Genomic DNA, 25,106 nt, shown 5'->3' on the forward strand with positions numbered 1-25,106 from the left:
AAAATGACAGCAAATAAAATTAAAACCTTGAAAGAGGCAGTAAATTTAATTGAAGATAAGATGACGATAGCAATAGGAGGCAACGTGCTTCACAGAGCTCCGATGGCTTTTGTTAGAGAGATAGTTAGAAGCAAAAAAAGAGACTTAAGAATAGTAAAAACAGCAGGAGCCCATGATGTGGATTTACTTTGTGGCTCTGATTGTGTGAGTATAGTTGATGCAGGCTTTATAAGCTATGAAACTGAGTTTGGACTTGCTAATCATTATAGAAAAGCTGTGGAAACTGGAAGAATAAAAGCCAATGAACATGCTTGCTATACTGTCATGTGTGCTCTTAGAGCTGCTAAAGCAGGGCTTAACTTCATGCCAGTAAAAGGATTAGTTCATAGTGATTTAATTGCAGAAAACGATTATTTTAGAAAAATAACAGATCCTTTTAGTGGTGAAAGCGTGACTGTAGTAAAAAGTATAAATCCAGATGTTGCAGTTATTCATGTTCATGAATGCGACAAAGAAGGAAATGCTGTTATTTATGGTCCTAAATTCGATGACGAATTAATATCTCTTTCAGCAAAAAAAGTAATTTTGACAACAGAGAAGCTTGTTAATAAAAGCAAATTTTCTAAGCAAATGCAAAATATAGCTATACCTGGTTTTCTCGTAGATTCTATAGTTGTTATTCCAAAAGGAGCATCACCATGTAGCTGTCCTGGACTATATGACATAGACGAAAAGATTCTAAAGGACTTTACAAGTAATTGTTCTAAAGAGCATATAGAAAAATATTTAGCATATTATGAAGTTAAAGATTCTGTAAAGGGGGCGTTTTATAGTGTATAGTACCTCATATACTGCAAATAAGCCTCATCATCCAGCAGATATAATGATATGTGCAATAGCTAGGATGCTGAAAAACGATGAAACTATCTTTCATGGAGTTTCATCTTCGCTTCCTATGGTGGCTATGAAGCTAGCCAAAGCTTTATATGCTCCAGATGCTGTACTTTTAAATATCCCTGGCGGAGTGAATTCCTCATCATTTAAGACATCTGAGTATTCATCAGCAGGAGAAGAGCTTTGGGATAATTCTGAAGCAATATTTCCACTAGAAAAAATATTTGACCTTTCTATGAGAGGTGGCTTAGATGTAGCTTTTTTAAGCGGAGTCCAGTTTGATGCAAGTGGAAATGTCAATGCATCTGTAATCGGAAGCTACTCAAAGCCTAAGGTTAGATTGCCAGGTGGAGCTGGTAGCGCTGTGCTTATCCCAACAGCAAAAAAAGCTATAATTTGGAGAACTAAGCATGACAAAAGAACCTTTGTAGAGAATGTTGATTTTGTAACTACAAGAGGAAATATTCATAAAATAGTTACTCCACTTTGTATATTTGGTTATGAGAATTCTAGATTGTATCTAGATAGTATCAGCCCAAATACTACGATAGAAGAAGTGAAAGCTAATACTGGATTTACAATATTTGAAGAAACTGTTCCAACCATTATGGAGCCTACAAGAGAAGAGCTAAGCTTAATAAAGCGTATTGATCCAAAAGGTGTGCGCTATAAGGAGTTTTCTAAGTAGGAGATGTAGCATAAGCTACTATTACTTTGATGGATACTTAAATTTATCCATAGATAATTACAAGGAGGAATAAAAAGTGAAAAGAAAATTATCGTTTTTACTAGTATTGGTAATGGCAGTAGCATCTCTAGCAGGCTGCTCAGGCGGCGCTAGCACAGATGAAGCAAGTGGTGATTCAGCTGTAGCAATGTACGAAGGTACCCCATTAGCTGAAAAAGGCGACATAAAAATCGCTGTAATTAGAAATCTAGGTGCTGACGAGCATACAGCTCAGTTTTTAGCTGGAGCAGTTGAAGAAGGTAAGTCATTAGGATTTGGTGTTGATACATTTACAACAGATGGAAACAACGCAAAGTTTGAAGACATATTCAACCAAGTTTTACTAGGTGACTATGATGGAATAGTTGTATCTCATGGACAAGACAATGCTCAGGCTTTAATCGAGCAAGCAACAGAAAAAGGTATACCTGTAGTAGCATTTGATACAAATGCTGAGGTTGAAGGAATAACAACTACAGCTCAAGATGATTTTTCACTAGCAAAGCTATCTTTAGATGCACTTATTGCAGCTAACCCTGGAAAAACTCCAAAAATTATCAAAATGTGGGTAGCTGGATTCCCACCAATGGAGAGAAGAGAGCAAATCTATCAAGAATATTTAAAAGAAGGTAAAATTGAAGAAGTAGCAGTTGTAGGTGAAGTAGGAGACTTTACAAACGTTGCAGGGCTTAATGCAAATGCTATAGGCTCATTATTAACAAGATTCCCTAAAGGCGAAGTAGATGCTATCTGGGCTAGCTGGGATGCATTTGCTACAGGGGCGTTTACTGCACTTAACGAAAATAACAGAACTGAAATCAAAATCTTTGGTATCGACGTTTCAAATGCTGACCTTCAGATGATGCAAGCAGAAAACTCTCCATGGGTACTTACTGCAGCTGCTGATGCTAAGCTTGTAGGAACACTTAACGTTAGATTACTAGCTAAGAAAATTGCAGGAGAAGAAACACCAGCAACATATGAAATACCAGCAACTACTATAGCACAAGAAGATTTAATGAAAGCAGGCGGACAAGTTACAGTTGAAACTCTAGCAGACGTATACGATACTTGGGGTAAATCAGAGACATTTAACGAAGATTGGATGAAACAAATCAAAGGAAGCAATTAAATTTGACTGCGGAGAAGAAGGAGTTATTCTTTCTTCTCCTCTATTTACTATTTGGATAAAACGATTTCTTACACTTTTAGAACCTTGATATTAAATTGAATTTAATTGGTCTTATATATAAAATAAGATATTAATATAAAGTTTCAAAAATATAATTTGAGGTGATTTAAATTGGAAACCTTTAAAGTAGAAATGCAGGATATTTCTATTGAGTTTCCAGGAGTAAAGGCATTAAAGGGAGCAAAGTTTGCTACACATGGAGGAACTGTTCATGCCCTTATAGGTGCCAATGGTGCTGGAAAATCTACACTTATGAAAATTCTATCAGGTGCCTATTCTCACTGGAGCGGCAATATAATTATTAATGACAAGCAAGCTAATATTAGAACGACAAAAGAATCAAAAGATTATGGGATACAGATAGTTTATCAAGAGGTAGACGTGGCACTTATTCCTTACCTTACTGTAGCTGAAAACATACTGCTAGATCAGATGGTAAATGAAATGGACCATAAGCATTTTGTAAACTGGAAAGAAATAAATAGAAAAGCTAAAGAAGTTTTAGAGCATCTTAACTTAAATATCCCAGTAAGCAAAAAAGTTGAAGAGCTTTCTCTTGCTCAAAAGCAAATGATTCTAATTGCAAGAGCCATAGCACAAAACTGCTCACTTCTTATACTTGATGAGCCAACTGCACCATTGTCAAAATCTGAAACAGACGAGCTTTTTAAAGTAGTAGCTGAGCTAAAGGAAAAAGGAGTAGGAATTATATTCATATCTCACCGATTACCTGAAATCTTTACAATCTGCGATGATATAACGATAATGAGAGATGGTCAGTTTATTACTCAGATGAAAATTAAGGACACAAATGAAAAGCAAGTGGTTGAATATATGCTTGGAAGAAGCTTAGATGAGAGCTACCCTAAGTATGAGGCCGAAATCGGAGAAGTGTGCTTTAGCGTTAAAAACCTTCAGGACAATAAAACACTAAAGGGCGTTAATCTTGATATTAGAAAAGGTGAAATAGTAGGAATAGCTGGTCTTGTTGGAGCAGGAAAAACAGAGCTTTGCAAAGCATTATTTGGAGCTGAGCAAATAACTGCAGGAGAAATAACTTTAAATGGAAAAAAATTAAATCTGAAAACTCCTTATCATGCTGTTAGTGAAGGAATAGCACTAGTACCAGAGGAAAGAAGAAAAGAAGGAGTATTAGTTGAGGAGTCGGTCGTAACTAATTTAACTCTACCTAGTTTGGAGAATTTTTCTAAAAACAATTTTGTACAGTTTAAAAAAGAGCACGATGTATCGCTTAAAACCATAAAGGATTTAGGAATAAAAACTCCTCATGAAAAACAAAAGGTAGCTTATCTTTCTGGAGGGAATCAGCAAAAGGTAGCAGTAGGAAAATGGCTAATAGCAGATGCTGACTTATATATATTTGATGAGCCTACAAAAGGAGTAGATGTAGGAGCAAAATCAGATATATTCGAATTAATAGGAAGATTAGTAACTAAAGGCAAATCAGTAATATATGCAACATGCGAAACTCAAGAAATACTTGGTATTTCTGATAGAATATACGTAATGTACGATGGAAAAATAGCAAAAGAGCTGGTTACAAAGGATGCTTCTGAGGATGAAATCCTATTTTATTCAGCAGGAGGGAATAATAATGAACACTAAGACAAGTTCAAAGCAAAATAAAAAATTTAGTTTTTTTGATTTTCTATACAATTATGGAACACTTCTAACGATTGTAGTGATTTTTGCATTTTTTACAATTGCTACTGATGGAAGATTCATGCAGGCAGCCAATCTAGTAAACATACTAAGAGCTATGTCTATAACAACTGTAATAGCTACAGGTGTTATGATTTCCCTTGTAGTTGGAGGATTTGATTTATCGGTAGGCTCAGTTGCATCTATGACAATGGCAGTATCTACAGCCATGTTTGTTTGGTATGACCAGAATATATTTGTAGCTATAGCAGCTTCTGTAGTAATAGCAGCAGTAATAGGTTATTTGAACTCAATTCTTATAATCAAAGGAAGAATTCCAGATATGCTTGCAACCTTAGCTGCGATGTTTATATTCAATGGAGTATCTTCAACTTTTTCTCAAGGTAAAATCATATCTCAAAATATGATAATGGCAGATGGAACTACTTCTACTGGACTTATAGCTCCAATGTTTAGAGAACTTGGAAAAGTTCCAACAATAATAATTATAATGGTATTAATAATGGTTGTAGTACATATATTCCTGAAATATACTAAGCATGGAAGATATATGTATGTAGTAGGTGGAAACAAGGAAGCGGCAAGACTATCTGGAGTAAAAGTAAATAAATATATTATTGTTGCCTATGTTATGTCAGCTATATTAGCTGGAATAGGAGGAATTTTACTTGCGGCTCGTATAGGACAGTCAAATCCGTCAGGTGGAGCTGGATACCTTATGGAGTCAGTAGCTGCGGCGTATATTGGTTTTTCTGTAGCAGGAGCTGGAAAGCCAAATGCTATAGGAACTTTCTTTGGAGCACTACTTATGGTTTCGCTTTCAAATGGTCTAGTTATGCTTTCAGTTCCATATTACTCAATGGATATAATTAAAGGAGCAGTTCTAGTACTAGCACTTGGATTAACATATTATAAAAACGAAGCGTAGAATGGAGGAAATACGATGAATTTTGATAAGTATTTTACTATGAGCGAGGCTGATGCAGCACTATACGCTAAAACAAAATTAGATTTCTTTGGAAAAGACGAAGAACTAGTTTGTAAGGAAATTGGAGATGGAAATCTAAACTATATATTCAAAATCGATTCACTTTCTACATCGAAATCTCTAATTATAAAGCAATCTGGTCCAGTTGCAAGAATTTCAGACGAGTTTAAGCTATCAGCCGATAGGAATAGAATAGAATATGAAATTCTAAAATATCAGAGCACTTTAGCTCCAGGATTAGTGCCAGAGGTTTACAGCTATGACCCTATTATGAATTGCACATCTATGGAGGATTTATCTGACCATGTGATTATGAGAACTGAAATGATTAATCATAAGCAATTTAAAAAATTTGCAGATGATATTACTACATTTATGGTAAATACACTACTTCTTACTTCTGACGTGTGTATGGAGCATAAAGCAAAAAAAGAGCTGGTTAAAAACTTTATCAATCCAGAGCTTTGCGAGATATCAGAAGATCTAGTATACACAGAGCCATTTAGTGATATAAACAATAGAAATGATATCTTTGCTCCAAATGTTGATTGGGTTAAAGAAAATATATATTCAGATGAAGCTTTAAAGCTAGAGACTGCAAAGCTGAAGTTTGATTTTATGAACAATGCTCAGGCTCTTGTTCACGGAGATCTTCATACAGGCTCGATATTTATTAAAGAGGATTCTACGAAAGTAATCGATCCAGAATTTGCTTTTTACGGACCTATGGGATATGACGTTGGAAACGTAATAGCTAACCTTATGTTTGCTCTTGCGAATGCTCAGGCTTATGAAAAAGCTGAGCAAATTAAATGGCTAGAGGATACAATAGTAGAAGTAATAGACCTGTTCAAAGAAAAATTCTCTAAAGCATGGGATGAAAAAGCATCAGAATATACAGCAAAATATAAAGGCTTTAAGGAATACTATCTAGATACTGTACTGCGTGATACTGCGGCAGTTACAGGATTAGAAGGAATAAGAAGAATCGTAGGAATAGCTCATGTAAAAGATATAACTTCAATTCAAGATGAAGAAAAGAGAACTAAAGCAGAAAGACTATGCATGCTTGCTAGCAAAAGCTTTATAATGAACAGAGAAGAACTAAAAACAGGTAAGGACTTCTTGGAAGTAATAAAGAAAACTACAGTGAAGCTTTAATAGGAGGAAAATATGTCTAATAATGTGCTTAACTTTCAGTCTGTAAGACTGGATGAAGATAAAAATGTACTTGTGATTTTAGATCAAACAGTGCTTCCTAATTCCACTTCGTACCTTGAACTAGAGACAGTAGAGGATGTGTGGGATGCAATATATAAGCTACAAGTAAGAGGAGCGCCTGCTATTGGAATAGCTGGAGCGTATGGAGCTTATCTTGGAATCAGCAAAAGCACCTGCGAAAATTATGAAGACTTTTATGCTGAGTTTATGAAAGTTAAAGAAAGAATTGCATCATCAAGACCAACTGCTGTAAATTTATTTTGGGCACTAGACCGTATGGAAGCTTGCTTAAAGCAAAACAAAGATAAGGCTGTGCCAGAAATTATCAAAGCACTAAAAGCAGAAGCTCATTTTATTAGAGATGAAGATGAAAAGGTGTGTAAAGCAATAGGAGAATATTCACTTTCACTTTTAAAGCCTGAGATGGGAATTCTTACTCATTGCAACGCTGGAACTATAGCTACAGCAAAATATGGTACAGCTCTTGCACCACTTTATCTAGGGGCTGAAAAAGGATATAATTTCAAAGTATTTGCTGATGAAACAAGACCTCTTCTTCAAGGAGCAAGACTTACTGCTTGGGAGCTAAATGAAGCAGGAATAGATGTTACACTGATTTGTGACAACATGGCATCTATAGTTATGAAAAATGGATGGATAGATGCAGTGGTTGTAGGCTGTGATAGAGTAGCATATAATGGAGACACTGCAAATAAAATAGGAACATCAGGAGTGGCAATACTTGCAAAAGAATATGGAATTCCTGTATACGTTCATGCTCCACTTTCTACTATAGATTTAAATACAAAAACAGGAAAAGATATTCATATAGAGCTAAGACCTGGAGAAGAGATATACAAGACCTGGTATGAAAAGCCAATGGCTCCAGAAGGTATAAAAACCTATAATCCAGCTTTTGATGTAACAGATGCAAAATACATCACAGCTATAATAACAGAAAAAGGAATTGCATACCCTCCATATGAGGAATCACTTCCAAAGCTTTTTGAAAAATAAACCTTATTTTGAATAAACCTAGATTCTAGGAAGCTCTATTAGTAATCTGGGATTACAATAATTAGTAAGGCAATATTAAAGGACTATCGAAAATAAAAGAAAATTAAAATATATTGTTTGACTTTTGGTCAAGAGCCACAATATATTGAATTTGCCTTTCTTTTATTCGATAGTCCTTTTTGATTTATTATAGCTAGGCATGAGATATGGAATTTCTCCCTATTTTCTTTGCCTGATATAAAGCAACATCTGCTTTTTGAATGAGGTCTTCACAGCTTACATTGCAATCTTTTGTAAAAGTTGCTATACCAATACTCACAGTCACATAATCAGAAATAGTAGATGTCATATGCTCTATTTCTAGATTTTCAATATTGGTTTTGATATTATCAGCCAATATACTAGCTGAGTATTTATCTGTTTCAGGGAGAAGGACTACAAATTCCTCTCCTCCATATCTTGCTACTAAATCAGTTTGTCGTTTAACGGTAGACCTTAAAGTAGCTGCTATGGTTTTCAAACAAATATCCCCTTGAACATGACCGTAAGTGTCATTGTAAAGCTTGAAGAAATCTACATCTATCATAATGATAGATAAATTAGACCAATTTCTTTTCATTCTAGCATATTCATACATTATGCGTTGCTCTAGGTATCTTCTATTTGCTAGTCCAGTCATAGAATCAATCAAAGAATTTTTTTCTGCTATTTCTTTTTCTATCTTTAGTTTACTTGCAAGCTCAGATGCTTTTAGCTCAGCTTTTTTCTGATCAGTTATATCGATAGTACTTGTCCTATATCCATTAAAATCATTATTTGAATCATAAATTTTTTTCCAAGAAATCAAAATCCATCTTTCTCCAAATATTTTATGATTAATTAAAAATTCATTTTTACCAGAAATTCTACTACTCAAGGCATACTTATATTCTTTAGCAAGGCTAGCTAAATTGTCTGAAATAACGATGTCTTTAAAGATGTCTTCAAGCTTAGTGGCTTCATTAGGCGAATATCCGATTATATGCTTTATCATTTCGTTAGTCCATATTAACTTCCCATTTTCATTAAACCAAGCCTCCCAGCTAGCAGAGGAAAGAGCGATAACTTTGTATTTTTGCTCGCTTTCGATTAATTTCCTTTCAGTTTCTCTTAAATCACTTACATCCCTAATTATTGATATTACATATTGCTCATCGTCGATTACTATTTTACTAGATGAAATACTTCCTAAAAAGGGCTCTGTTTCTTTGGTATATAAATAGGCTTCATAGTTTTCTAGAGTTTCACATTCCACAAGGGCATTTAAGAACAAATTCCTTGCTGAATTGTCATTCCAGATATTTAGGTCCAAGGTAGATTTATTTTGTATATCTTCAAATCTGTAGCCAAGCTTATCTATGAACTTCTTGTTAGCATGAAAAATTTTACCATCATAAAGTTTAGTTACCACAACTAAATCTGGACTGATATCTATTATATTAGAAAATTTTATTTTTTCTTTTTCGAGCATAGAAGAAAGCTTTTGATTTGTTAGAAGGATAATACCAAAGCTTCCTAATACTGATGGCAGTAAGGCAGATAAGTCAGTCAACAGGACAATGAACTCAGATAGTTCAGGTTTAGAAGGAAGAACCATGATAGTAAACAATACTCTAAAAATCCAAAATGAAGTATTTATCCAGTATGTAATTATCAAAACTGAAATACTTCGATGTATTTCTGCGGTTCTATGAGAATATAAAAGTCTTAACACGAATGCTGAAAACATCAGTAAAACAATAGAAGTACTAAACATTCTAAGTGTAGTGTTGTCTGAAAATACAGATACATAAATTAATAAAAAAGAAAAAAGAGCAGATCTGTAATTACTAAATTTAAGATTTCCTTCAAAAAAACTTTTTAAAGAAATATAATAAACACCCTGACCTAGAATCAGCAATAAATTACTAGACATAATGGCATAGGGTCTAAAGGAAGGAACACTTGCAAATAAACTTAGGACAAAACCTAAAATTACCATCCCAGTACCTGCTACCCATATTTTAAGAAAGCTATGGTTTTTATATAGCTTAATGTGATAAAACAAAACAAAAAACAACAGTACTATAGATATAATTACGCCCATTAAAAAATCATATATATTTAAATTCATACTATCCCCCGATTATTCCCAGAAAATAATCTTAAGTTATCACAGTCATGTATAAATATTAATAGTTTATACCTAGTGTACTATGTATTATATCATACTACAAAGTAGTAAAAATATTATATTATATGAAAAAAGACCTATATATAATAAAACGTATAATATTGATGATTAAAATGATTTTAGAATTTCAAAATTAGAGTATAATTATTATATTTGGTAAATTATAATTGTACGAAGAAATTCAGAGGTATTGGAGGATAAAATGCAAAGAGGAAAAAAAATTATACTTTTATCACACTGTATTTTAAATGTAAATGCAAAAGTTGAAGGCTTTGAGCCTTATGAAAGCTTAGTAAAGGAATTAACTGATTACCTTTATGAAAATAAAGTGGGAATAATTCAGCTACCATGTCCTGAAATGGCTATATATGGGATAAAACGCTGGGGACATGTAAAAGACCAATTTAATTATAGTTTTTTTAAAAAAAGCTGTGAAATTTTCTTGGAATCAACAGTTAATCAATTAGAAAGCTATTTAGATGCTGGGTATCACATAGTTGGATGTATAGGAGTAGATGGGAGCCCTAGCTGTGGAGTGAATCTAACTTGTAAATCTAGTGAGTGGAAAGGTGAAATGTCTATGAAACCTGAACTAAGCTCTATACTTGCTGATGTTAGGATGGTTAAGGAAAAAGGAGTATTTATGGAAGTTTTAGAAAAAATGCTAATCGAAAATAATATAAACATACCTTTTATTGGTATAAATGAAGAAAATTTTAAAGAATCTTTATTTGAAATAAGGGAGTTTATTGTTAATAATAGTAAATAGAATAACTCGATAATATATATAGATATATTCAATTGTACATTTCTTTTTCTAAATATGATAATTAATACGATATCAAAATTACTATTTAGGAGGAGAATATGAGAAATTCTAGCTTTTCTTCAACAAGAGATATGATATTTGCATCATTAGGTATTATTTTGAATTTAGCTTTAGGAACTATTGTAAGTACATTTCAAATTCCACTACTTTTTTTAGATACAATAGGAACCATTTTAGTAGCTGTAGTGCTAGGACCTTTTGCAGGGGCTCTTACAGGGGGACTTACTAATGTAATCCAAGGAATACTTACAAATCCTAGGGATATACCATTTGCACTTGTTAATATTGCAATTGGTATTATAGTTGGTATGATTGCCAAAAAAACTAAGTTTGATATTAAGACTGCAGTTATTACTGGCTTAATTTTATCAATAGTAGCACCTTTAATCGGAACTCCAATTGCTGTGTTTATGTATGGAGGCTTAACTGGTGGAGGAACAGATATATTATTTGCATGGCTACTTGCTACTGGGCAAAAAATATTTACGGCAGCATTTATTCCAAGAGTTGCTGGAAACCTAGTTGATAAAATAGGAAGCTGTATCTTAGTTAGCTCTATGCTTAGGTATATACCTAAAGAGTATATTAATAAAAAAGCAGCTTAGATTAAAAGCTCTATTTCAATTATAACAAAAATTGAAAAGAGCTTTTTTATTGTAATAAAATGAGCTGTAAAGACTATTCGTTAGATTTATAAATTTAAAAAGCTTTGTTTTATTAGGAATGAGTGACATTAAATTATCATGAATATACATTTTTTGGAGTATAATATAAGTAAATGATTTTTTGAGATTTGAGAATAAAAATTATAAAATTTGAATAGTAATGCAATCTATTTATGCATAAGATTTATTACAAAGATCAGGAGGTTTAAAAGCATGAATATACATGACCAATTTGATTTATTAAGAACGAAAAAGCAATCTATCGGAACACCTCCTGGAACTATTGATTATTCGGGAGATTATTCAGATGTAGATATAAAAATAGAGGTTATTAGATATAATAAAGATAAATTTCAAATCGATGCCGAGTCAGATATTAAAAATATAAGTAAAATAATTTCTGGTAGTGATTTCGAAGAGGAAATTATTTGGATCAATATTATAGGGCTTCACAATAAGAAGATAATAGAGCTGATTGGTAGGTCTCTAAATATCCATCACATGGATTTAGAAGATATTGTCCATGTTTCACAGTGGAGTAAAATAATAAACCAAAATGATTATTTGTTTTCCATATTTAAAATGATATATCTAAATGAAGATGAAATTATTCATGAACAGGTTTCAGTCATTGTAAAAAATAATTTAGTAATCACTTTTCAAGAAACGCCAGGAGATGTATTTGACCATATTAGAAGTAGATTAGACAGTCAAAAAGGTCAGCTCAGATTTGAGGATTCAAGTTATCTATTTTATTCTATACTCGATGCAATAGTTGATGAATATATGCTTGTTATAAATTATATTTCTCTTAGATTTAATGAAATTGAGATGCAAATTATAGAAGAAAGAAGCCCAAATAAAGAAGAACTATATAAGCTTAGAAAAGAGCTTTTATTTTTCAGCAATTCAATTGCTCCACTTCAAGATACCTTGAGAAGATTTGTAATTGAGGATAGTGCTTTTTATACTCAGGATATGTCACCTTATTATTCAGATATAAAAGACCATCTTAGCCAAATATCAGATTCAATTATGGGCTATAGAGAAATGAGTAATAGCCTTCATGAGGTTTCGATGTCAAACGTAAGCATGAGAATGAACAGAGCTATGATGACGCTTACTATTTTTTCAGCTATCTTTATTCCTTTGTCATTTTTGGCAGGAGTATTTGGTATGAATTTTAAGCATATGCCAGGCTTAAATGAACCAAAATCCTTTATTTACTTTGCTATATTTTGCATAACTCTAGCCTCTGGGATGATAACATATTTCAAAGCTAGAAAATGGTTTTAAAGGATATAATAAATCTACAAAAAACAATCTTAGAAATATAAATAAGGGTGGGTTAAGGATAATGAAGCAAACTACAAATACAAAATACGTTATGATGGCTATAGCGGCCGCATCTTTATATGGAGTTAGCGCTCCAATGTCAAAGCTATTGCTTGAAAAGCTAAGCCCAACAATTATGGCGTCCATGCTATATTTAGGAGCTGGAATTGGGATGCTTGCACTTCAAATTATCAAAAAAATGTCTAAAGCTCAAAGCTATGAAGCGAGCTTAACAAAAAAAGAGCTCCCATATATTATAGGTATGATAATCCTAGATATTGCGGCTCCTATATTTCTGATGATAGGACTTACAAAAACCACATCATCAAACGCTTCTTTATTAAATAATTTTGAAATAGTTGCAACTGCAATGATAGCATTATTTATCTTTAAGGAAGCTGTAGGTAAAAGAATGTGGACAGCTATTTTCTTTATTACATTATCGAGTATAGTACTGACCTTTGAAGATATAAGTAGCTTTACTTTTTCTGTAGGCTCAGTTTTTGTTTTGCTTGCATGTGTGAGCTGGGGACTTGAAAATAATTGCACTAGAATGCTTTCAATTAAAGACCCTGGACAAATTGTAGTAATAAAGGGATTAGGTTCAGGCTTTGGAGCTTTATTAATTGCTTGGTTATCAAAGGATATAAAAATAGATATTTCATACGCTTTGATTGCTTTGATATTAGGCTTTGTTGCTTATGGTCTTAGTCTGCTTATGTATATTAGAGCTCAAAGAGAGCTTGGCGCGGCAAGAACAAGTGCATACTACGCAGCCGCTCCTTTTATTGGAGTGCTAATATCTTGGATAGTGTTAAAAGAAGCTATCACTCCATCTTTTCTGACTGCACTATTTATTATGCTAATTGGAACTTATTTTGCAGTTACAGAAGACCACGAGCATGCCCATATTCATGCCCTCGAAACTCATGAACACAAGCACAGGCATGATGACAATCATCACACACATACCCATGTTCCAGAATTTATAGGTGAACACAGTCATGAGCATATACATGAAGAAATAACCCATAGTCATTCACATACGCCAGAGGTTCATCATAGACACCAGCATTAGAAAGGAAAATTATGGAGCTAATAATTGCAAATTCTAAAAAAGAAAAAAAGGATTTTCTAAATTTTTATATATCTCAGTACCATAATCATGAGCTTAGAAGAGACTCTCTTTCAGGACTGCTAAAAGGGATTTTATTTGAGCAATCTGTGATGAGTAAATCAATTGAAATCCTGCCCCTTATAGTAAAAAATAATGATGAGATAGTCATGTGCTGTTTACTAGCAAAAGCATCTAGAATGCAAGAGTATTTGCAAATGAGTTTTTTTGAATCCAAAGAGTATTGTATAGAAGGATTCAATCTTGTATACAAAAAAACTGAAGAAATATCAAAAAAGTGGCAGACTAAGTTTATTTGCGCATCTTTAAATATACATGTCAACTATGGTTTAGGCTATTTAAAGGACTCTTATTCAAAACCCCAAAGCTTTGGTATGGCACATAATGAAGCCTTTATTCACGATTACTTTGAAAGTTATGGGTTTACAAGTATTGATATGGTGACTTTTTATAAAAATATGGAAGCTGATTTTACTTTGATTAGCGATAAATTAAAGCAAAAGCTAAAAAGCAGATACTCAGTTAGGCATGCTGATTTTAAAAATATGGAAAGAGAAGCTAAAATCTATACTAGAATTAACAACGATGCATTTAGGAATCATCCATTTTATTATAAAAGAGTAGAAGAAGAGGATTTAGAGCTTTTTAAGGAATTCAAAATGCTATTAAGACCAGAAAATCTTTTGTTTGTATTAAAAGATAATATAGAGGTTGGGTTTATGCTTTGGTATCCTGACTTTCATCAGCTGATGAGTAGCAAAGAGACAGTAGGATTAAAAACTGTAATAAATAATAAGCTCTTCAATCATAAAATTGATAAGTTCAAAATTGTTGAGATGGGCATAATAGAAGAGGAGCAAAAAAAAGGAGCCATATTGGCTTTGTTTGACTATTGCTTTACCCTTACGAAAGGTAGATATAAGTCCTTTGAGTCAGGCTGGGTACTTAAAGAAAATATAATGTCGGGAAATTTTGGCTATAAATGGGCAGATGGAGTTTGTAAAAATTACGTTGCCTATATTAAGGAGCTTTAGCATGAAAATCTACACCAGTATATCTGATGTACAATCAAGCGAAATAGAAGAAGATATTAAGGAATTATTATTGCTTTTGGAAAAAGTGAATAGTTGTGGACAACAATACTATAGCTGTGATAAAACACTGGCAGTTACATATTTGCATAAACTAAATATTTTCAATTTCAAGAAAGGCTTAAAGCTAGAGCTCCCAGTTAGAATATTGGCAATGCCTATTTCTATGGAAATGAGCTCCGTTTTTGGAGATGAAGCTAATCTCGATAAGATATTAAAGAGCATAAGTGGGTTAAGTCTTGTTTTAAACAGTGACACACACTTTACTAATAGAGGAAGAACTCTTTCGAATTTTATGTTCTATAATAAGTTCAATACCTTTAAGGATTATATGAGTTCTCTAAGAAGTAGCTATAGAAGAAGGCTAAACCTAGCGATTGAAAAAGGAAAAGACCTAAGAATAACTAGACTAGAGCCAGAAGCTTTCACTTTAAATCACTATAAGCTTTACGAGGATGTATATAAACGCTCTGATAACAAGCTAGAGCTTCTTCCCATTGAATTTTTTAGGGAATTTGGCAGTGAAATGTATGAGTTTAAAAACCCTGAAAATAAGATTCTTGCGTTTGTGCAGCTACTAGAAAGAAATAATCAGCTATTATTTATTTTTTGCGGATTTAAGGAAGAAGATGTAAAAACCTATGATATCTATTACAACATGCTTTTATTTATAGTAAATCAAGGTATTAGTAGAGGCGTTTATAGTATTAATTTCGGGCAGACCTCAGAAGAATCAAAATCCAAAATAGGCTGCATAGAGATACCTAAATACCTATATCTTCACCATAATAATCCAGCTATTAGAGGGATATTAAAAATTCTTACTCCATATTTTTCATACAAGGGATACTCAAAAAATCACAGGGTATTTAAGGTGAAGCAATGATAATTTTTTTAGAAAAAGTAAGAGAAAAAACGATATTTTCATTCTTTGAGCCTATAGTGACTGAACCGCTTGAGCTCATGTATATTAAGACTATATTAATTGAGGAGAAAATAACCTCCTATATCATAGATGATAAATTCAAGCTAGATAAGCCTAAAGGAGTTATACCGAATTTAGTAATTTTAACTGGCTACAACGTAGCTGAAAATTTAATAGTAAGTAAAGCTAAAGCCTACAAGAATAAATACCCCACTGTAAAAATTATGGTCTCTGGAGTCCATGCTCAGCTCAATCGTGAAGCATTTAGAACGAAGGGGATTGACTACGTATATTTTTCTCAAAGCTTAGAAACCTTTAGAACCTTTATAAAAACAGCTGTAGATTTAGAACTAGATTATGAAAAAGATGATAATGCTGTAGATTTAGAAATAGATTATGAAAAAGATGATAATGCTGTAGATTTAGAAATAGATTATGAAAAAGATGATAATAAAGATATAAATAATAAAGATATAAATAATAAAGATATAAATAATAAAGATATAAATAATAAAGAATTTAAGAGCAATTATTTTCAAAAAGGTGTAGATATTTACGATAAGCTGACTGATTCTTGGCAACTAGGGAAAGATGAAGTATTGATAAAAAGTGAAAACATTTCTCCAGATAGACTAGTATTTAATGACATAAAATCACAGACAAGATATATTGATAAGACTCAGGTAGCACTAGTAAAGTCAAGTCATGGATGCCCATATAGCTGTAGTTTTTGTTATTGCAGACTTCTAAACAATGGAATCTACCTTAAACCTGATTACAAAAGACTTATAAGTGAAATCAAGGAAATAGACTCAAGCTATATCTGGGTTATAGATGATAGCTTTTTTATAGCTAGAGAGGATGCTCTTGATTTTATTGTTAATGCTAAAAATGAGTATTTGAACAAAAGCTTAATTATTTATCTTAGAGCTGATTTTATAGTTGAAAACGAAGACTTGATGAGCGAACTTAAATCCTGGGGTATAGATGAGGTTATAGTTGGCTTTGAATCAGAAGATGAAAGCATGCTGAGCGAATATAATAAAGGACAGACTGCAAATATTTATGAAAAAGCTGTAAACATCTTAAAAAATGAAGCTATAGAGCTTACAGCACTTTTTATAGTTGATCCTTCATATGAAATAAAAGATTTTTTAAGGCTTTACAAATATATTAAAAAGCTAGATTTAGACCTTTACACTATTTCTATAATGACTCCGTTAAAAGGAACTTTAGATTACGAATTAAGAAAGCATGAGCTTATAGAAACTGACCCAAGAAAATTTGATTTTCTTCATTTGGTGCTCAAATCGAAGCTACCAAAGTGGCTATTTTATACTTTGTTTTACCTATGTCATCTAAGATTAATAAAATCTAAGAGAATTAGAAAAATGATAAGAGGAAATTATGAAAAGTAAAATTTGGGATTTTTGGGCAAAGCATTATCATAAGCTATGGGTACAAAAATATTCTTTAGGACCAACGAGAAATAAAGTTAAAAAGCTTATAGAAGAGCTGGATATAAAAGAAGAGGCTTCACTTTTGGATATAGGCTGTGGAGTAGGGGAGCTACTGTATGAGCTACAAGATATTAATAATATCGAAAGGCATGGCTTAGATTTTTCTGAGAAAATGATAGAGGTATCTAAGCTAAAAAATCCTAAGGTGACTCATTATAAGCTTGATGTGAGTAGTCTAGATAAAATAGAAGCTAGATTTAATATAATCACTTGTACACATTCTCTCCCATACTATAATTCAAAACGAGATATACTAAAGCAAATCAATGAGCTTTTAAAAGAGGAAGGAAGAGCTATTTTTGCATTTGCAAGTGGAAATACCTTTCTTGATAGGCTCATACTTTTGTTTGTAAAGCTAACTACTGGGCCAGCATCTTATCCTAGCGATAAGGAATTCAAAATGCTAATCAAAGATTATTTTGACATAGATAAAAGAGAAGCAATAAAGCTAAGACCATATATGCCAACAATTGCGGTGTATTCTCTTAGAAAGGTGGAAAAATGAAAGCTCTACTCATTAGGCCAAAACCAGATAAAGAAACAATAGGGCTTCAGCATGTTATGATTTGCGAGCCGTTGGAGCTGGAGTACCTAGTATCCAACGTACAAGAGACTTTAGCTGATGAAGTAACTGTTAAAATATACGATTTTATTTTAGAGAAAAAACCCTTTGAACAAATATTACTAGAGGAGAAGCCAGATTTTGTAGGCTTTACAGGATATATAACCCATGTGAGAACCATAAAGCAGATGGCGAGGAAAGTAAAGCTGTATAATCCAAATACAAAAACAGCTGTAGGAGGAGTTCATGCAGAGGTAGTAGGTGATGATTTTCTCGATGAAAGCATAGATTTTATATTTAGAAAAAATGGCATAGACTCATTTAATGCTGTGCTTGAGGGGGCAGTAAAAAATCAAGATAAAGCTATAATAGAGAAAAGAATCAAAGCTATAGAAAATCAGCCCTATAATTACTCCTACAAGCATCCTGATAGAAAGTCAGTAGAAAACTACAAAAAGGATTATTACTATATGTTTCATAATCCCTGCGCTCTTATTAAGACCTCATATGGATGCCCATATAATTGCAGTTTTTGTTTTTGCAAAGAAATAACTTCTGGAAAATATTATGCTAGGGATATAGAAGATGTGGTAGCTGAAATATCACAAATACCTGAAAAAGAAATATATATAGTAGATGATGATTTTCTTTACAATGAAGATAGGCTGAAGAAATTTATAGCCCTGCTAAAAGAAAACAACATCGAGAAAAACTACCTAGTGTATGGAAGAGCTGACTTTATAGCAAATAACAAGGAGCTGATAAGTGAGCTCAAAAAAGTAGGACTAAGAGCAGTTATAGTAGGAATAGAATCCATTAGAAAATCTGATTTAGATAACTATAACAAAAAAACTACTGTCCAAATAAACGAAACCTGCATTGAGATTCTAAGAGAGCTGGATATAGAGCTTTATGCAACCTTGATTCTTCCTATGGATTTTAATAAGCAAGATTTTAGAAATCTTACAAATTGGCTGATAGATATGAAAATCACATTCGTAAATTTACAGCCTCTTACTCCTATCCCAGGAACTGAGATATTCAAGGATTATGAAGAAAAGCTACTCGTAAAAAGAGAAAGCTATGAAATGTTTGACATGGCTCACGTGATATTAAAACCTCAGCATTTGAGTGTGAGAGAATTTTACGGTCAAATACTTCTAAGCTACTATAAAGTCATTATGAGACCAGTAAACTCAATCAGGCTGCTCAAAAAATATGGTCTTAAAGAAAATCTAAAAATGCTAAAAGGCAGTCAAAGAGTAAGTCTACAGTATTTATCAAAGATAATAAGAGGTTAATATGAAAAAACTATTACTGATACAACCTAGCCCATATCAAAAAGACAAAACAGTGGTCAAAAAATCAAGACTCTATTTTGTTGGATTGTCACTGCCACTGCTTGCAGCTCTTACACCTAAGGACTGGGAAGTGGAGCTGATATATGAAGTCATAGAAGACATCCCTTTTGATACAGATGCTGACTTAATAGGAATCAGCACTATGGGACATGGGGTGATTAGATCTATAGATATAGCCAAGGAATTTAGAAAAAAAGGAAAGAAAGTGATACTTGGGGGATATATGGCTAGCATAATGCCACAAGAAGCCGCTAAGTACTCGGATAGTGTGGTAGTAGGAGATGCAGAGATGATATGGGAAGAGGTACTTTCTGATTTTTGCAGTGGCAGGTTAAAAGAAATCTATGAAAAACCACTTCCAAATGGATATTTTTCTACTCCAATGCCAAGGTTTGACCTTCTAAAGGGTAAAAAAATAGGAGACTTTCTTCCAGTTCAAGCAGGAAGAGGATGTCCGAATTCTTGTAGCTTTTGCTCAGTGTCTTGCCTTTACAAGGGGAGATATATAAAAAGGCCACTAGAAGAGGTGGTAAGAGATATAAAGCAAATTAAAGATTTAGGCTTCAAAAAAATTCTTCTGCTTGATGACAATATATTTTCTGATAGAGATTATCTTCATAAACTGCTCGATACCTTTATAGAGCTAAATGTAACCTGGATGAGTCAGTGCGAGATTACCATAGGTCACGATAATGATTTACTTCAAAAGCTTTATAAAAGTGGCTGCCAAACTCTTAGCTTTGGACTTGAGAGCATAACTAAAGAGAGCCTAGATAAAATGGACAAAAGCTGGGCAAAACCTAGTGACTATGATTACCTCATCCAAAACATAAGAAAGCATGGCATAGATGTATCAACTGAAATGGTAGTGGGAGCTGAAGGAGATACTCTTGAGTCTATAAGAAAAACTAAAGACTTTATAGAGAAAAACAAAATTTCAGTACCTAGATTTTATATACTCACACCTTTTCCTGGAACAAGATTTTTTGAGCAGATAGAAAAAGCAGGAAGGCTAGTAAATAAAGACATCTATTCCTATGACGGAACTAGTGCAGTCTATAAGCCCCAAAATATGACACCAGATGAGCTTACAGCAGTATACTGGGAGCTTTATGAAAACCTCTTTACATTTAAATCTATAATAAAAAGAAATATATTAAGAAGAGAAATGCTTAAAACGCCATTTAAATATCTGTTTAACACCATTGTAAATCTATACTACAGAGAGCAGATAAAAAGAAGGATAACCCCAAATATATTTTAGGAGTGCCCTATGAAAATTTTACTTGTAAGACCACCTAGAATAAAACAAGCAATAACCTTAAGTAACTTTATGTTTTCTGAGCCACTTGGTTTAGAAATGATTTATAGTGTATTTGAGCAAAACCACACTGTAGAGATTTTTGATATGATGATTGAAAAGCTTTCTATAGAAGAAAAAATTCGAGATTTTGAGCCAGATAGAGTAGGAATTACGAGTCTTTGCATAGACGTACTAAAGGTTATTGAGCTAAGTAATAAAATAAAGGCATGTAATAGTAATATAAAAATTTTTGTAGGAGGAACTCAGGCTCTGCTTAGTCCAGAGAGTTTTTTTGAGCCTAGCATAGATTATGTATTTAACTATACTACAAAAGACAATCTAATTAAGTTTTTAAATAACGATAAAAGTATAGAAGGTGTGTACCAAAAAGAAAATTCATTCAAAGATAGCTTCCCAAAGGGAAACAATGAATACATGCTCCCAAACAGAGCCAGTACCTTGAAATACAGAGCATACTATTCCTATTTTGGATATAGACCTGCAGCTATAATGGAGTATGGCTTAGGCTGTGAAAGCAGATGCAATTTTTGTCTCAGATGGAGGATAGAGGGTTATAAAGAAATTCAGATTGATATGGCGATAACTATGGCTGACCTAAATGCCATCACAGAATCTACAATAATGTTCATAGACAACGATTTTTTATCAAGCAGAGAAAAGCTCTCTAGCTTTCTAGATATTATTAAGGAGGTTGATCTAAAAAAGAATTACATAATCTACGGCTCAGTAAAAGGAGTAATAGAAACCCAGGATTTACTAAAGGAATTTGTAAGACTGGGACTGAGTGCAATTCTCATAGGTTATGAAACCTTCAAGGATGAAGAGCTTATGAACTATAATAAAAAAATTACTGCTGACGAAAACTTTAAAGCCTCAAAAATACTAAAAGAACTGAATATAGATGTATGGGCTTCATTTATGGCTCACCCAGATTGGGATAAAGCTGATTTTAAAAACTTTAGAGCCTATATTAAGAAAATAAGACCTCAAATAACAACCATCAATCCACTTACGCCGTTTCCAGGACTATCTTTATATGAAGAGTATAAGGATAGACTGTTATTTAGCGCTGTAGATTATGAAAAATGGAGCTTTGGACAGCTTATTATAAAGCCATCTAAAATAAGTGTCAGGAGATACTATTATGAGCTTATGATAACCTATCTGTATGTGAATTTATTTGTAAATGGCAATACAAAAATGCTCAAAAAATTTGGTCTTATGAATGTGCTAAGAATAGGTTTTGGAGCAGTGAAAGCTTCAAAAAATTATATTAAGCTCATGATAAATGGGTAGTATTAAATAGAAAAAATAAATTGAGTTATTAAGTATAATCCAAAAAGAAGATAGGAGAATAACTGTGGATAATAATTACACTAAGCTTAATTCAGAATTTATTGATAAGTGGGCAAATGAAGGATGGGAATGGGGGCAGCCCATAGACCATGAAACTTTTGAAAAAGCAAAAAATAACGACTGGTCAGTTGTTTTAACTCCTACAAAGCCAGTACCAAAGGAATGGTTTTGTGAGATGAAAGGAGCTAAGGTGCTTGGACTTGCTTCTGGAGGAGGACAGCAGATGCCAATATTCTCTGCACTAGGGGCAGAGTGTACAGTTCTAGATTATTCTGAAAAGCAGCTACAAAGTGAAAAAGAGGTTGCGAAAAGAGAGAGATACGAAATTAATCTAGTTAAAGCTGACATGACTAAGCCATTGCCATTTGAAGATGAAGCCTTTGACCTTATATTTCATCCAGTTTCAAATTGCTACATTGAAGATGTGGTTCATGTTTGGAAGGAATGCTATAGAATTCTAAAAAAAGGAGGAATTCTTTTAGCAGGATTAGATAATGGCATTAATTTCATTTTTGATGATGAAGAAGAAAAATTAATGAATAAATTGCCATTTAATCCACTTAAGGACAAAGAGCTATATGAAAAATCATTAAAAAATGATTGGGGTATCCAATTTTCACATACTATAGAAGAACAGATAGGTGGACAGCTGCAAGCAGGGTTTATTCTAACTGATATATTTGAAGATATAAATGGACAAGGAAGACTTCATGATTTTAATATACCTACATTTTATGCTACAAGAGCAGTAAAAAAATAGCTAATATAAATATAATTTGTCTAAAAACAATAAGATTGAGGTGACCTATGAAAAATTACTATACTACAAGATTAGTTAAATCAGAGGACTTGAATCATCATGGAACATTATTTGCAGGAAGAATGAGTGAATGGTTTGTAGAAGGGTGTTTTATCGCAGCGGCAAATCACCATGGAAATCCAGAGGAAATAGTCTGTGTAAAGCTTCATGGAATGAAATTTGGAAAACCAGCTAGAAAAGGACAAATCATTCAGCTTACAACTCAGGTGGTACTAACTGGAAATACTAGTATGACTGTATATGGAAAAGTGACTGAAATAGATGGAACAGAAATATCTGTAGACGGGTATATTACCTTTGTGTGTGTAGATGAAAATGGCAAGAAAAAACCTCATGGCATTCCTACACCTGTTCCTCAAAATGATGAAGAAGCAAAAATAATAGAAATAGCTAAAAACTTAAGATAGTATATTTTTTTTAAAATGGAGGTGGCTATTATGGAAAGAAAAATAAAAAATCAAGTAACGGGATTTAGAACTAAAGATGGAGCAGGAGTAAGTTTAGTAAGAGTGCTTGGAAACCAGACTACGGATGAATATGATCCTATATTAATGCTAGATTCATTTGACAGCATAAATCCAGAAGATTACATAGCAGGATTTCCACTACATCCGCACAGAGGAATAGAGACTATAAGTTATGTATATAAAGGTCAAATGACACATAAGGACAGCCTTGGAAATGAAGATACAATAAAGGATGGAGAAGTTCAGTGGATGACTGCTGGCTCTGGAATAATGCATGAGGAAAAATTGCCAGCATCAGAGAGAATGCTAGGAGTTCAGCTATGGCTCAATCTTCCTGCAAAAGACAAAATGGTTCCTCCAGCATATAAAAGCATTAAAAATTCTGAGATTCAGGAAATAGCTATAGATAATGGAAAACTTAGGCTCTTGGCGGGAGATTATAATGGAGCGACAGGATATAAGAGTAAATATTTGCCACTAGATTATTATGATATCCATCTAAATCCAAATTCAAGTATAGTGCTAGATACCGATAGTAATCATTCAATAATGATGTTTACTTTACTTGGAGATGCTTATATTTCTGGAGAATTAGTAAAAGAAAAAACAGCTGTAAAGCTAAGCCAAGGGAATTCAGTTGAAATAAAATCAACTGATACAAAAGCCCAGGTTTTGTTTGTAAGCTCAACTAGACTAGATGAACCGATTGCTTGGGGTGGTCCAATAGTAATGAACACAAAAGAAGAATTAAACAAAGCTTTTCAAGATTTAAAAGATGGTACATTTTTAAAAACTGGCATACAATATTAATCTTTAAGTTAAGAAATAATAATTTCTGTTAGTTAAACCTCTTTATGATTTGAAATCATGTAGGGGTTTTTAATTTGAAATGAAATATTGAGGGTATAAATGAAGCATTAGCATATGTTAAATGATTTAATCAAGGAGGGTTAAAATGAAATTAGGGAAGTTTATTGCTTGGCTAGGCTTAATTTTTATGACACTTGGACTTATATATGCCTTTATGAATGGAGATTTTTTTGAAGATGGCGGAAAGCTTTTAAGAAATCCATGGGGAATTATGTCAATGATTGATTTATATGTGGGCTTTACTCTGTTTTCTATGTGGATATTTTTTAGAGAAAAAAATTTACCATTAAAAATTATTTGGATTATAGCCATGATGATTTTAGGTTTCTTTACAGGTGCACTTTATATAATTTACGCATTTTATTCTTCAAAAGACGATTGGCTAAAATTTTTCTTAGGACATAAAAAGGAATCCATACTAAAAAATACTAAGGAATGATAGGTAGGTGGAAAATGCTAAATGATTTGCTTGATGAAATAAAAAGACTATTTAAAGCAAATACAATCGATGCTATATTGCCTCCATTTGTCTATGTAGTGGCAAATAGAATTGTAGAATTGCCATATGCTGTCACAGCTTCAATTTTTTCAGCAATTATACTTGGCTTTATAAGAGTTCGATTAAAAGGCAGTTTAAAATATTTAGGTTTTGGAATTTTAGGAGTTGTATTTGCTTACGAGGGGCATTACAAGCAACTTTATTATTCAATCAGAATATTGAAGCTTTATTTATAATTAACACATTACTTGGCGCTCCTGTTACACTTATAATATTATCTATTAGCTATATATATGGAATATGGCGCTTAAGAAAACTAGGTGGACCCAGCGTAGATGAGTTTGTTAACAATGAGCCAAAACCATGGAAAGGGCAAACAAAGGGTTTTTAAAAGCTACTTTTTATAATCTTAT

General features: G+C 32.9%; 24 protein-coding genes. 23 read left to right on the plus strand and 1 reads right to left on the minus strand.

Features of this window, described 5'->3' with window-relative positions; all coding sequences use genetic code 11:
- Positions 1-3 precede the first annotated feature (3 nt).
- From CLOST_RS03680 to mtnA, 7 genes are all read left to right on the plus strand, one after another.
- Positions 4-840, plus strand: a complete 837-nt coding sequence (locus CLOST_RS03680; protein WP_013360902.1) for a CoA transferase subunit A — start codon at positions 4-6, stop codon at positions 838-840.
- On the plus strand, positions 833-1,582 hold the full coding sequence (locus CLOST_RS03685; protein WP_013360903.1) for a CoA-transferase subunit beta: 750 nt from the start codon (positions 833-835) through the stop codon (positions 1,580-1,582). Before CLOST_RS03680 ends, CLOST_RS03685 begins: the two co-directional genes overlap by 8 nt.
- Before the next feature lie 76 nt (positions 1,583-1,658).
- Positions 1,659-2,753 carry a sugar ABC transporter substrate-binding protein gene (locus CLOST_RS03690; protein WP_013360904.1) on the plus strand — a complete coding sequence of 365 codons (1,095 nt, stop codon included), beginning with the start codon at positions 1,659-1,661 and terminating at the stop codon, positions 2,751-2,753.
- A 171-nt stretch (positions 2,754-2,924) separates the two neighbouring features.
- Positions 2,925-4,439 (plus strand): sugar ABC transporter ATP-binding protein, encoded by a 1,515-nt coding sequence (locus tag CLOST_RS03695; RefSeq protein ID WP_013360905.1) that lies wholly within the window; start codon positions 2,925-2,927, stop codon positions 4,437-4,439.
- Positions 4,429-5,424 (plus strand): ABC transporter permease, encoded by a 996-nt coding sequence (locus tag CLOST_RS03700; RefSeq protein WP_013360906.1) that lies wholly within the window; start codon positions 4,429-4,431, stop codon positions 5,422-5,424. The genes CLOST_RS03695 and CLOST_RS03700 overlap by 11 nt, the downstream gene beginning before the upstream one ends.
- A 15-nt stretch (positions 5,425-5,439) precedes the next feature.
- A complete protein-coding gene (gene mtnK, locus CLOST_RS03705) occupies positions 5,440-6,645 on the plus strand; it encodes an S-methyl-5-thioribose kinase (protein ID WP_013360907.1) in 1,206 nt (401 codons plus the stop codon).
- Between the two features lie 12 nt (positions 6,646-6,657).
- Positions 6,658-7,722, plus strand: a complete 1,065-nt coding sequence (gene mtnA, locus CLOST_RS03710; RefSeq protein WP_013360908.1) for an S-methyl-5-thioribose-1-phosphate isomerase — start codon at positions 6,658-6,660, stop codon at positions 7,720-7,722.
- A 193-nt stretch (positions 7,723-7,915) separates the two neighbouring features.
- Here mtnA and CLOST_RS13470 read toward each other — a convergent pair whose 3' ends face one another.
- Positions 7,916-9,874, minus strand: a complete 1,959-nt coding sequence (locus tag CLOST_RS13470; RefSeq protein ID WP_013360909.1) for a diguanylate cyclase — start codon at positions 9,872-9,874, stop codon at positions 7,916-7,918.
- A 262-nt stretch (positions 9,875-10,136) separates the two neighbouring features.
- Between CLOST_RS13470 and CLOST_RS03720 the strand changes: the two genes are divergently transcribed.
- The 16 genes from CLOST_RS03720 to CLOST_RS03795 all read left to right on the plus strand — a co-directional run bounded on the left by CLOST_RS03720 (position 10,137) and on the right by CLOST_RS03795 (position 24,929).
- Positions 10,137-10,703: a CD3072 family TudS-related putative desulfidase gene (locus CLOST_RS03720; protein ID WP_013360910.1), complete on the plus strand. Its 567-nt coding sequence runs from the start codon at positions 10,137-10,139 to the stop codon at positions 10,701-10,703.
- A 98-nt stretch (positions 10,704-10,801) separates the two neighbouring features.
- A complete protein-coding gene (locus CLOST_RS03725) occupies positions 10,802-11,368 on the plus strand; it encodes a CD3073 family putative ECF transporter S component (RefSeq protein ID WP_013360911.1) in 567 nt (188 codons plus the stop codon).
- 273 nt (positions 11,369-11,641) lie between these two features.
- Entirely contained in the window at positions 11,642-12,724 is a 1,083-nt protein-coding gene (corA, locus tag CLOST_RS03730) for a magnesium/cobalt transporter CorA (protein WP_013360912.1), read from the plus strand.
- A 61-nt stretch (positions 12,725-12,785) separates the two neighbouring features.
- On the plus strand, positions 12,786-13,841 hold the full coding sequence (locus tag CLOST_RS03735; RefSeq protein WP_013360913.1) for a DMT family transporter: 1,056 nt from the start codon (positions 12,786-12,788) through the stop codon (positions 13,839-13,841).
- Positions 13,842-13,852: 11 nt separating this feature from the next.
- Positions 13,853-14,932: a hypothetical protein gene (locus CLOST_RS03740; RefSeq protein ID WP_013360914.1), complete on the plus strand. Its 1,080-nt coding sequence runs from the start codon at positions 13,853-13,855 to the stop codon at positions 14,930-14,932.
- A 1-nt stretch (position 14,933) separates the two neighbouring features.
- On the plus strand, positions 14,934-15,875 hold the full coding sequence (locus tag CLOST_RS03745) for a hypothetical protein (RefSeq protein WP_013360915.1): 942 nt from the start codon (positions 14,934-14,936) through the stop codon (positions 15,873-15,875).
- Positions 15,872-17,332, plus strand: coding sequence for a B12-binding domain-containing radical SAM protein (locus tag CLOST_RS03750; protein ID WP_013360916.1), 1,461 nt, complete (start codon positions 15,872-15,874; stop codon positions 17,330-17,332). The genes CLOST_RS03745 and CLOST_RS03750 overlap by 4 nt, the downstream gene beginning before the upstream one ends.
- Positions 17,322-17,939 carry a class I SAM-dependent DNA methyltransferase gene (locus CLOST_RS03755; RefSeq protein WP_013360917.1) on the plus strand — a complete coding sequence of 206 codons (618 nt, stop codon included), beginning with the start codon at positions 17,322-17,324 and terminating at the stop codon, positions 17,937-17,939. Before CLOST_RS03750 ends, CLOST_RS03755 begins: the two co-directional genes overlap by 11 nt.
- Positions 17,936-19,297 (plus strand): B12-binding domain-containing radical SAM protein, encoded by a 1,362-nt coding sequence (locus CLOST_RS03760; protein ID WP_013360918.1) that lies wholly within the window; start codon positions 17,936-17,938, stop codon positions 19,295-19,297. Before CLOST_RS03755 ends, CLOST_RS03760 begins: the two co-directional genes overlap by 4 nt.
- A gap of 1 nt (position 19,298) precedes the next feature.
- A complete protein-coding gene (locus CLOST_RS03765; protein WP_013360919.1) occupies positions 19,299-20,621 on the plus strand; it encodes a B12-binding domain-containing radical SAM protein in 1,323 nt (440 codons plus the stop codon).
- A 9-nt stretch (positions 20,622-20,630) separates the two neighbouring features.
- Positions 20,631-21,977 carry a B12-binding domain-containing radical SAM protein gene (locus tag CLOST_RS03770; RefSeq protein WP_013360920.1) on the plus strand — a complete coding sequence of 449 codons (1,347 nt, stop codon included), beginning with the start codon at positions 20,631-20,633 and terminating at the stop codon, positions 21,975-21,977.
- A gap of 64 nt (positions 21,978-22,041) precedes the next feature.
- Positions 22,042-22,797 (plus strand): class I SAM-dependent methyltransferase, encoded by a 756-nt coding sequence (locus CLOST_RS03775; RefSeq protein ID WP_013360921.1) that lies wholly within the window; start codon positions 22,042-22,044, stop codon positions 22,795-22,797.
- 47 nt (positions 22,798-22,844) lie between these two features.
- Positions 22,845-23,264, plus strand: coding sequence for an acyl-CoA thioesterase (locus CLOST_RS03780; protein WP_013360922.1), 420 nt, complete (start codon positions 22,845-22,847; stop codon positions 23,262-23,264).
- 30 nt (positions 23,265-23,294) lie between these two features.
- Positions 23,295-24,134: a pirin family protein gene (locus CLOST_RS03785; protein WP_013360923.1), complete on the plus strand. Its 840-nt coding sequence runs from the start codon at positions 23,295-23,297 to the stop codon at positions 24,132-24,134.
- Between the two features lie 145 nt (positions 24,135-24,279).
- Positions 24,280-24,633 carry a DUF1475 family protein gene (locus CLOST_RS13475; RefSeq protein WP_013360924.1) on the plus strand — a complete coding sequence of 118 codons (354 nt, stop codon included), beginning with the start codon at positions 24,280-24,282 and terminating at the stop codon, positions 24,631-24,633.
- A 14-nt stretch (positions 24,634-24,647) separates the two neighbouring features.
- A complete protein-coding gene (locus tag CLOST_RS03795) occupies positions 24,648-24,929 on the plus strand; it encodes a hypothetical protein (protein ID WP_041487097.1) in 282 nt (93 codons plus the stop codon).
- The last annotated feature ends 177 nt before the right edge of the window (positions 24,930-25,106 follow it).

Source organism: Acetoanaerobium sticklandii (genome assembly GCF_000196455.1).
GTDB classification, from domain to species: Bacteria; Bacillota; Clostridia; order Peptostreptococcales; family Filifactoraceae; genus Acetoanaerobium; species Acetoanaerobium sticklandii.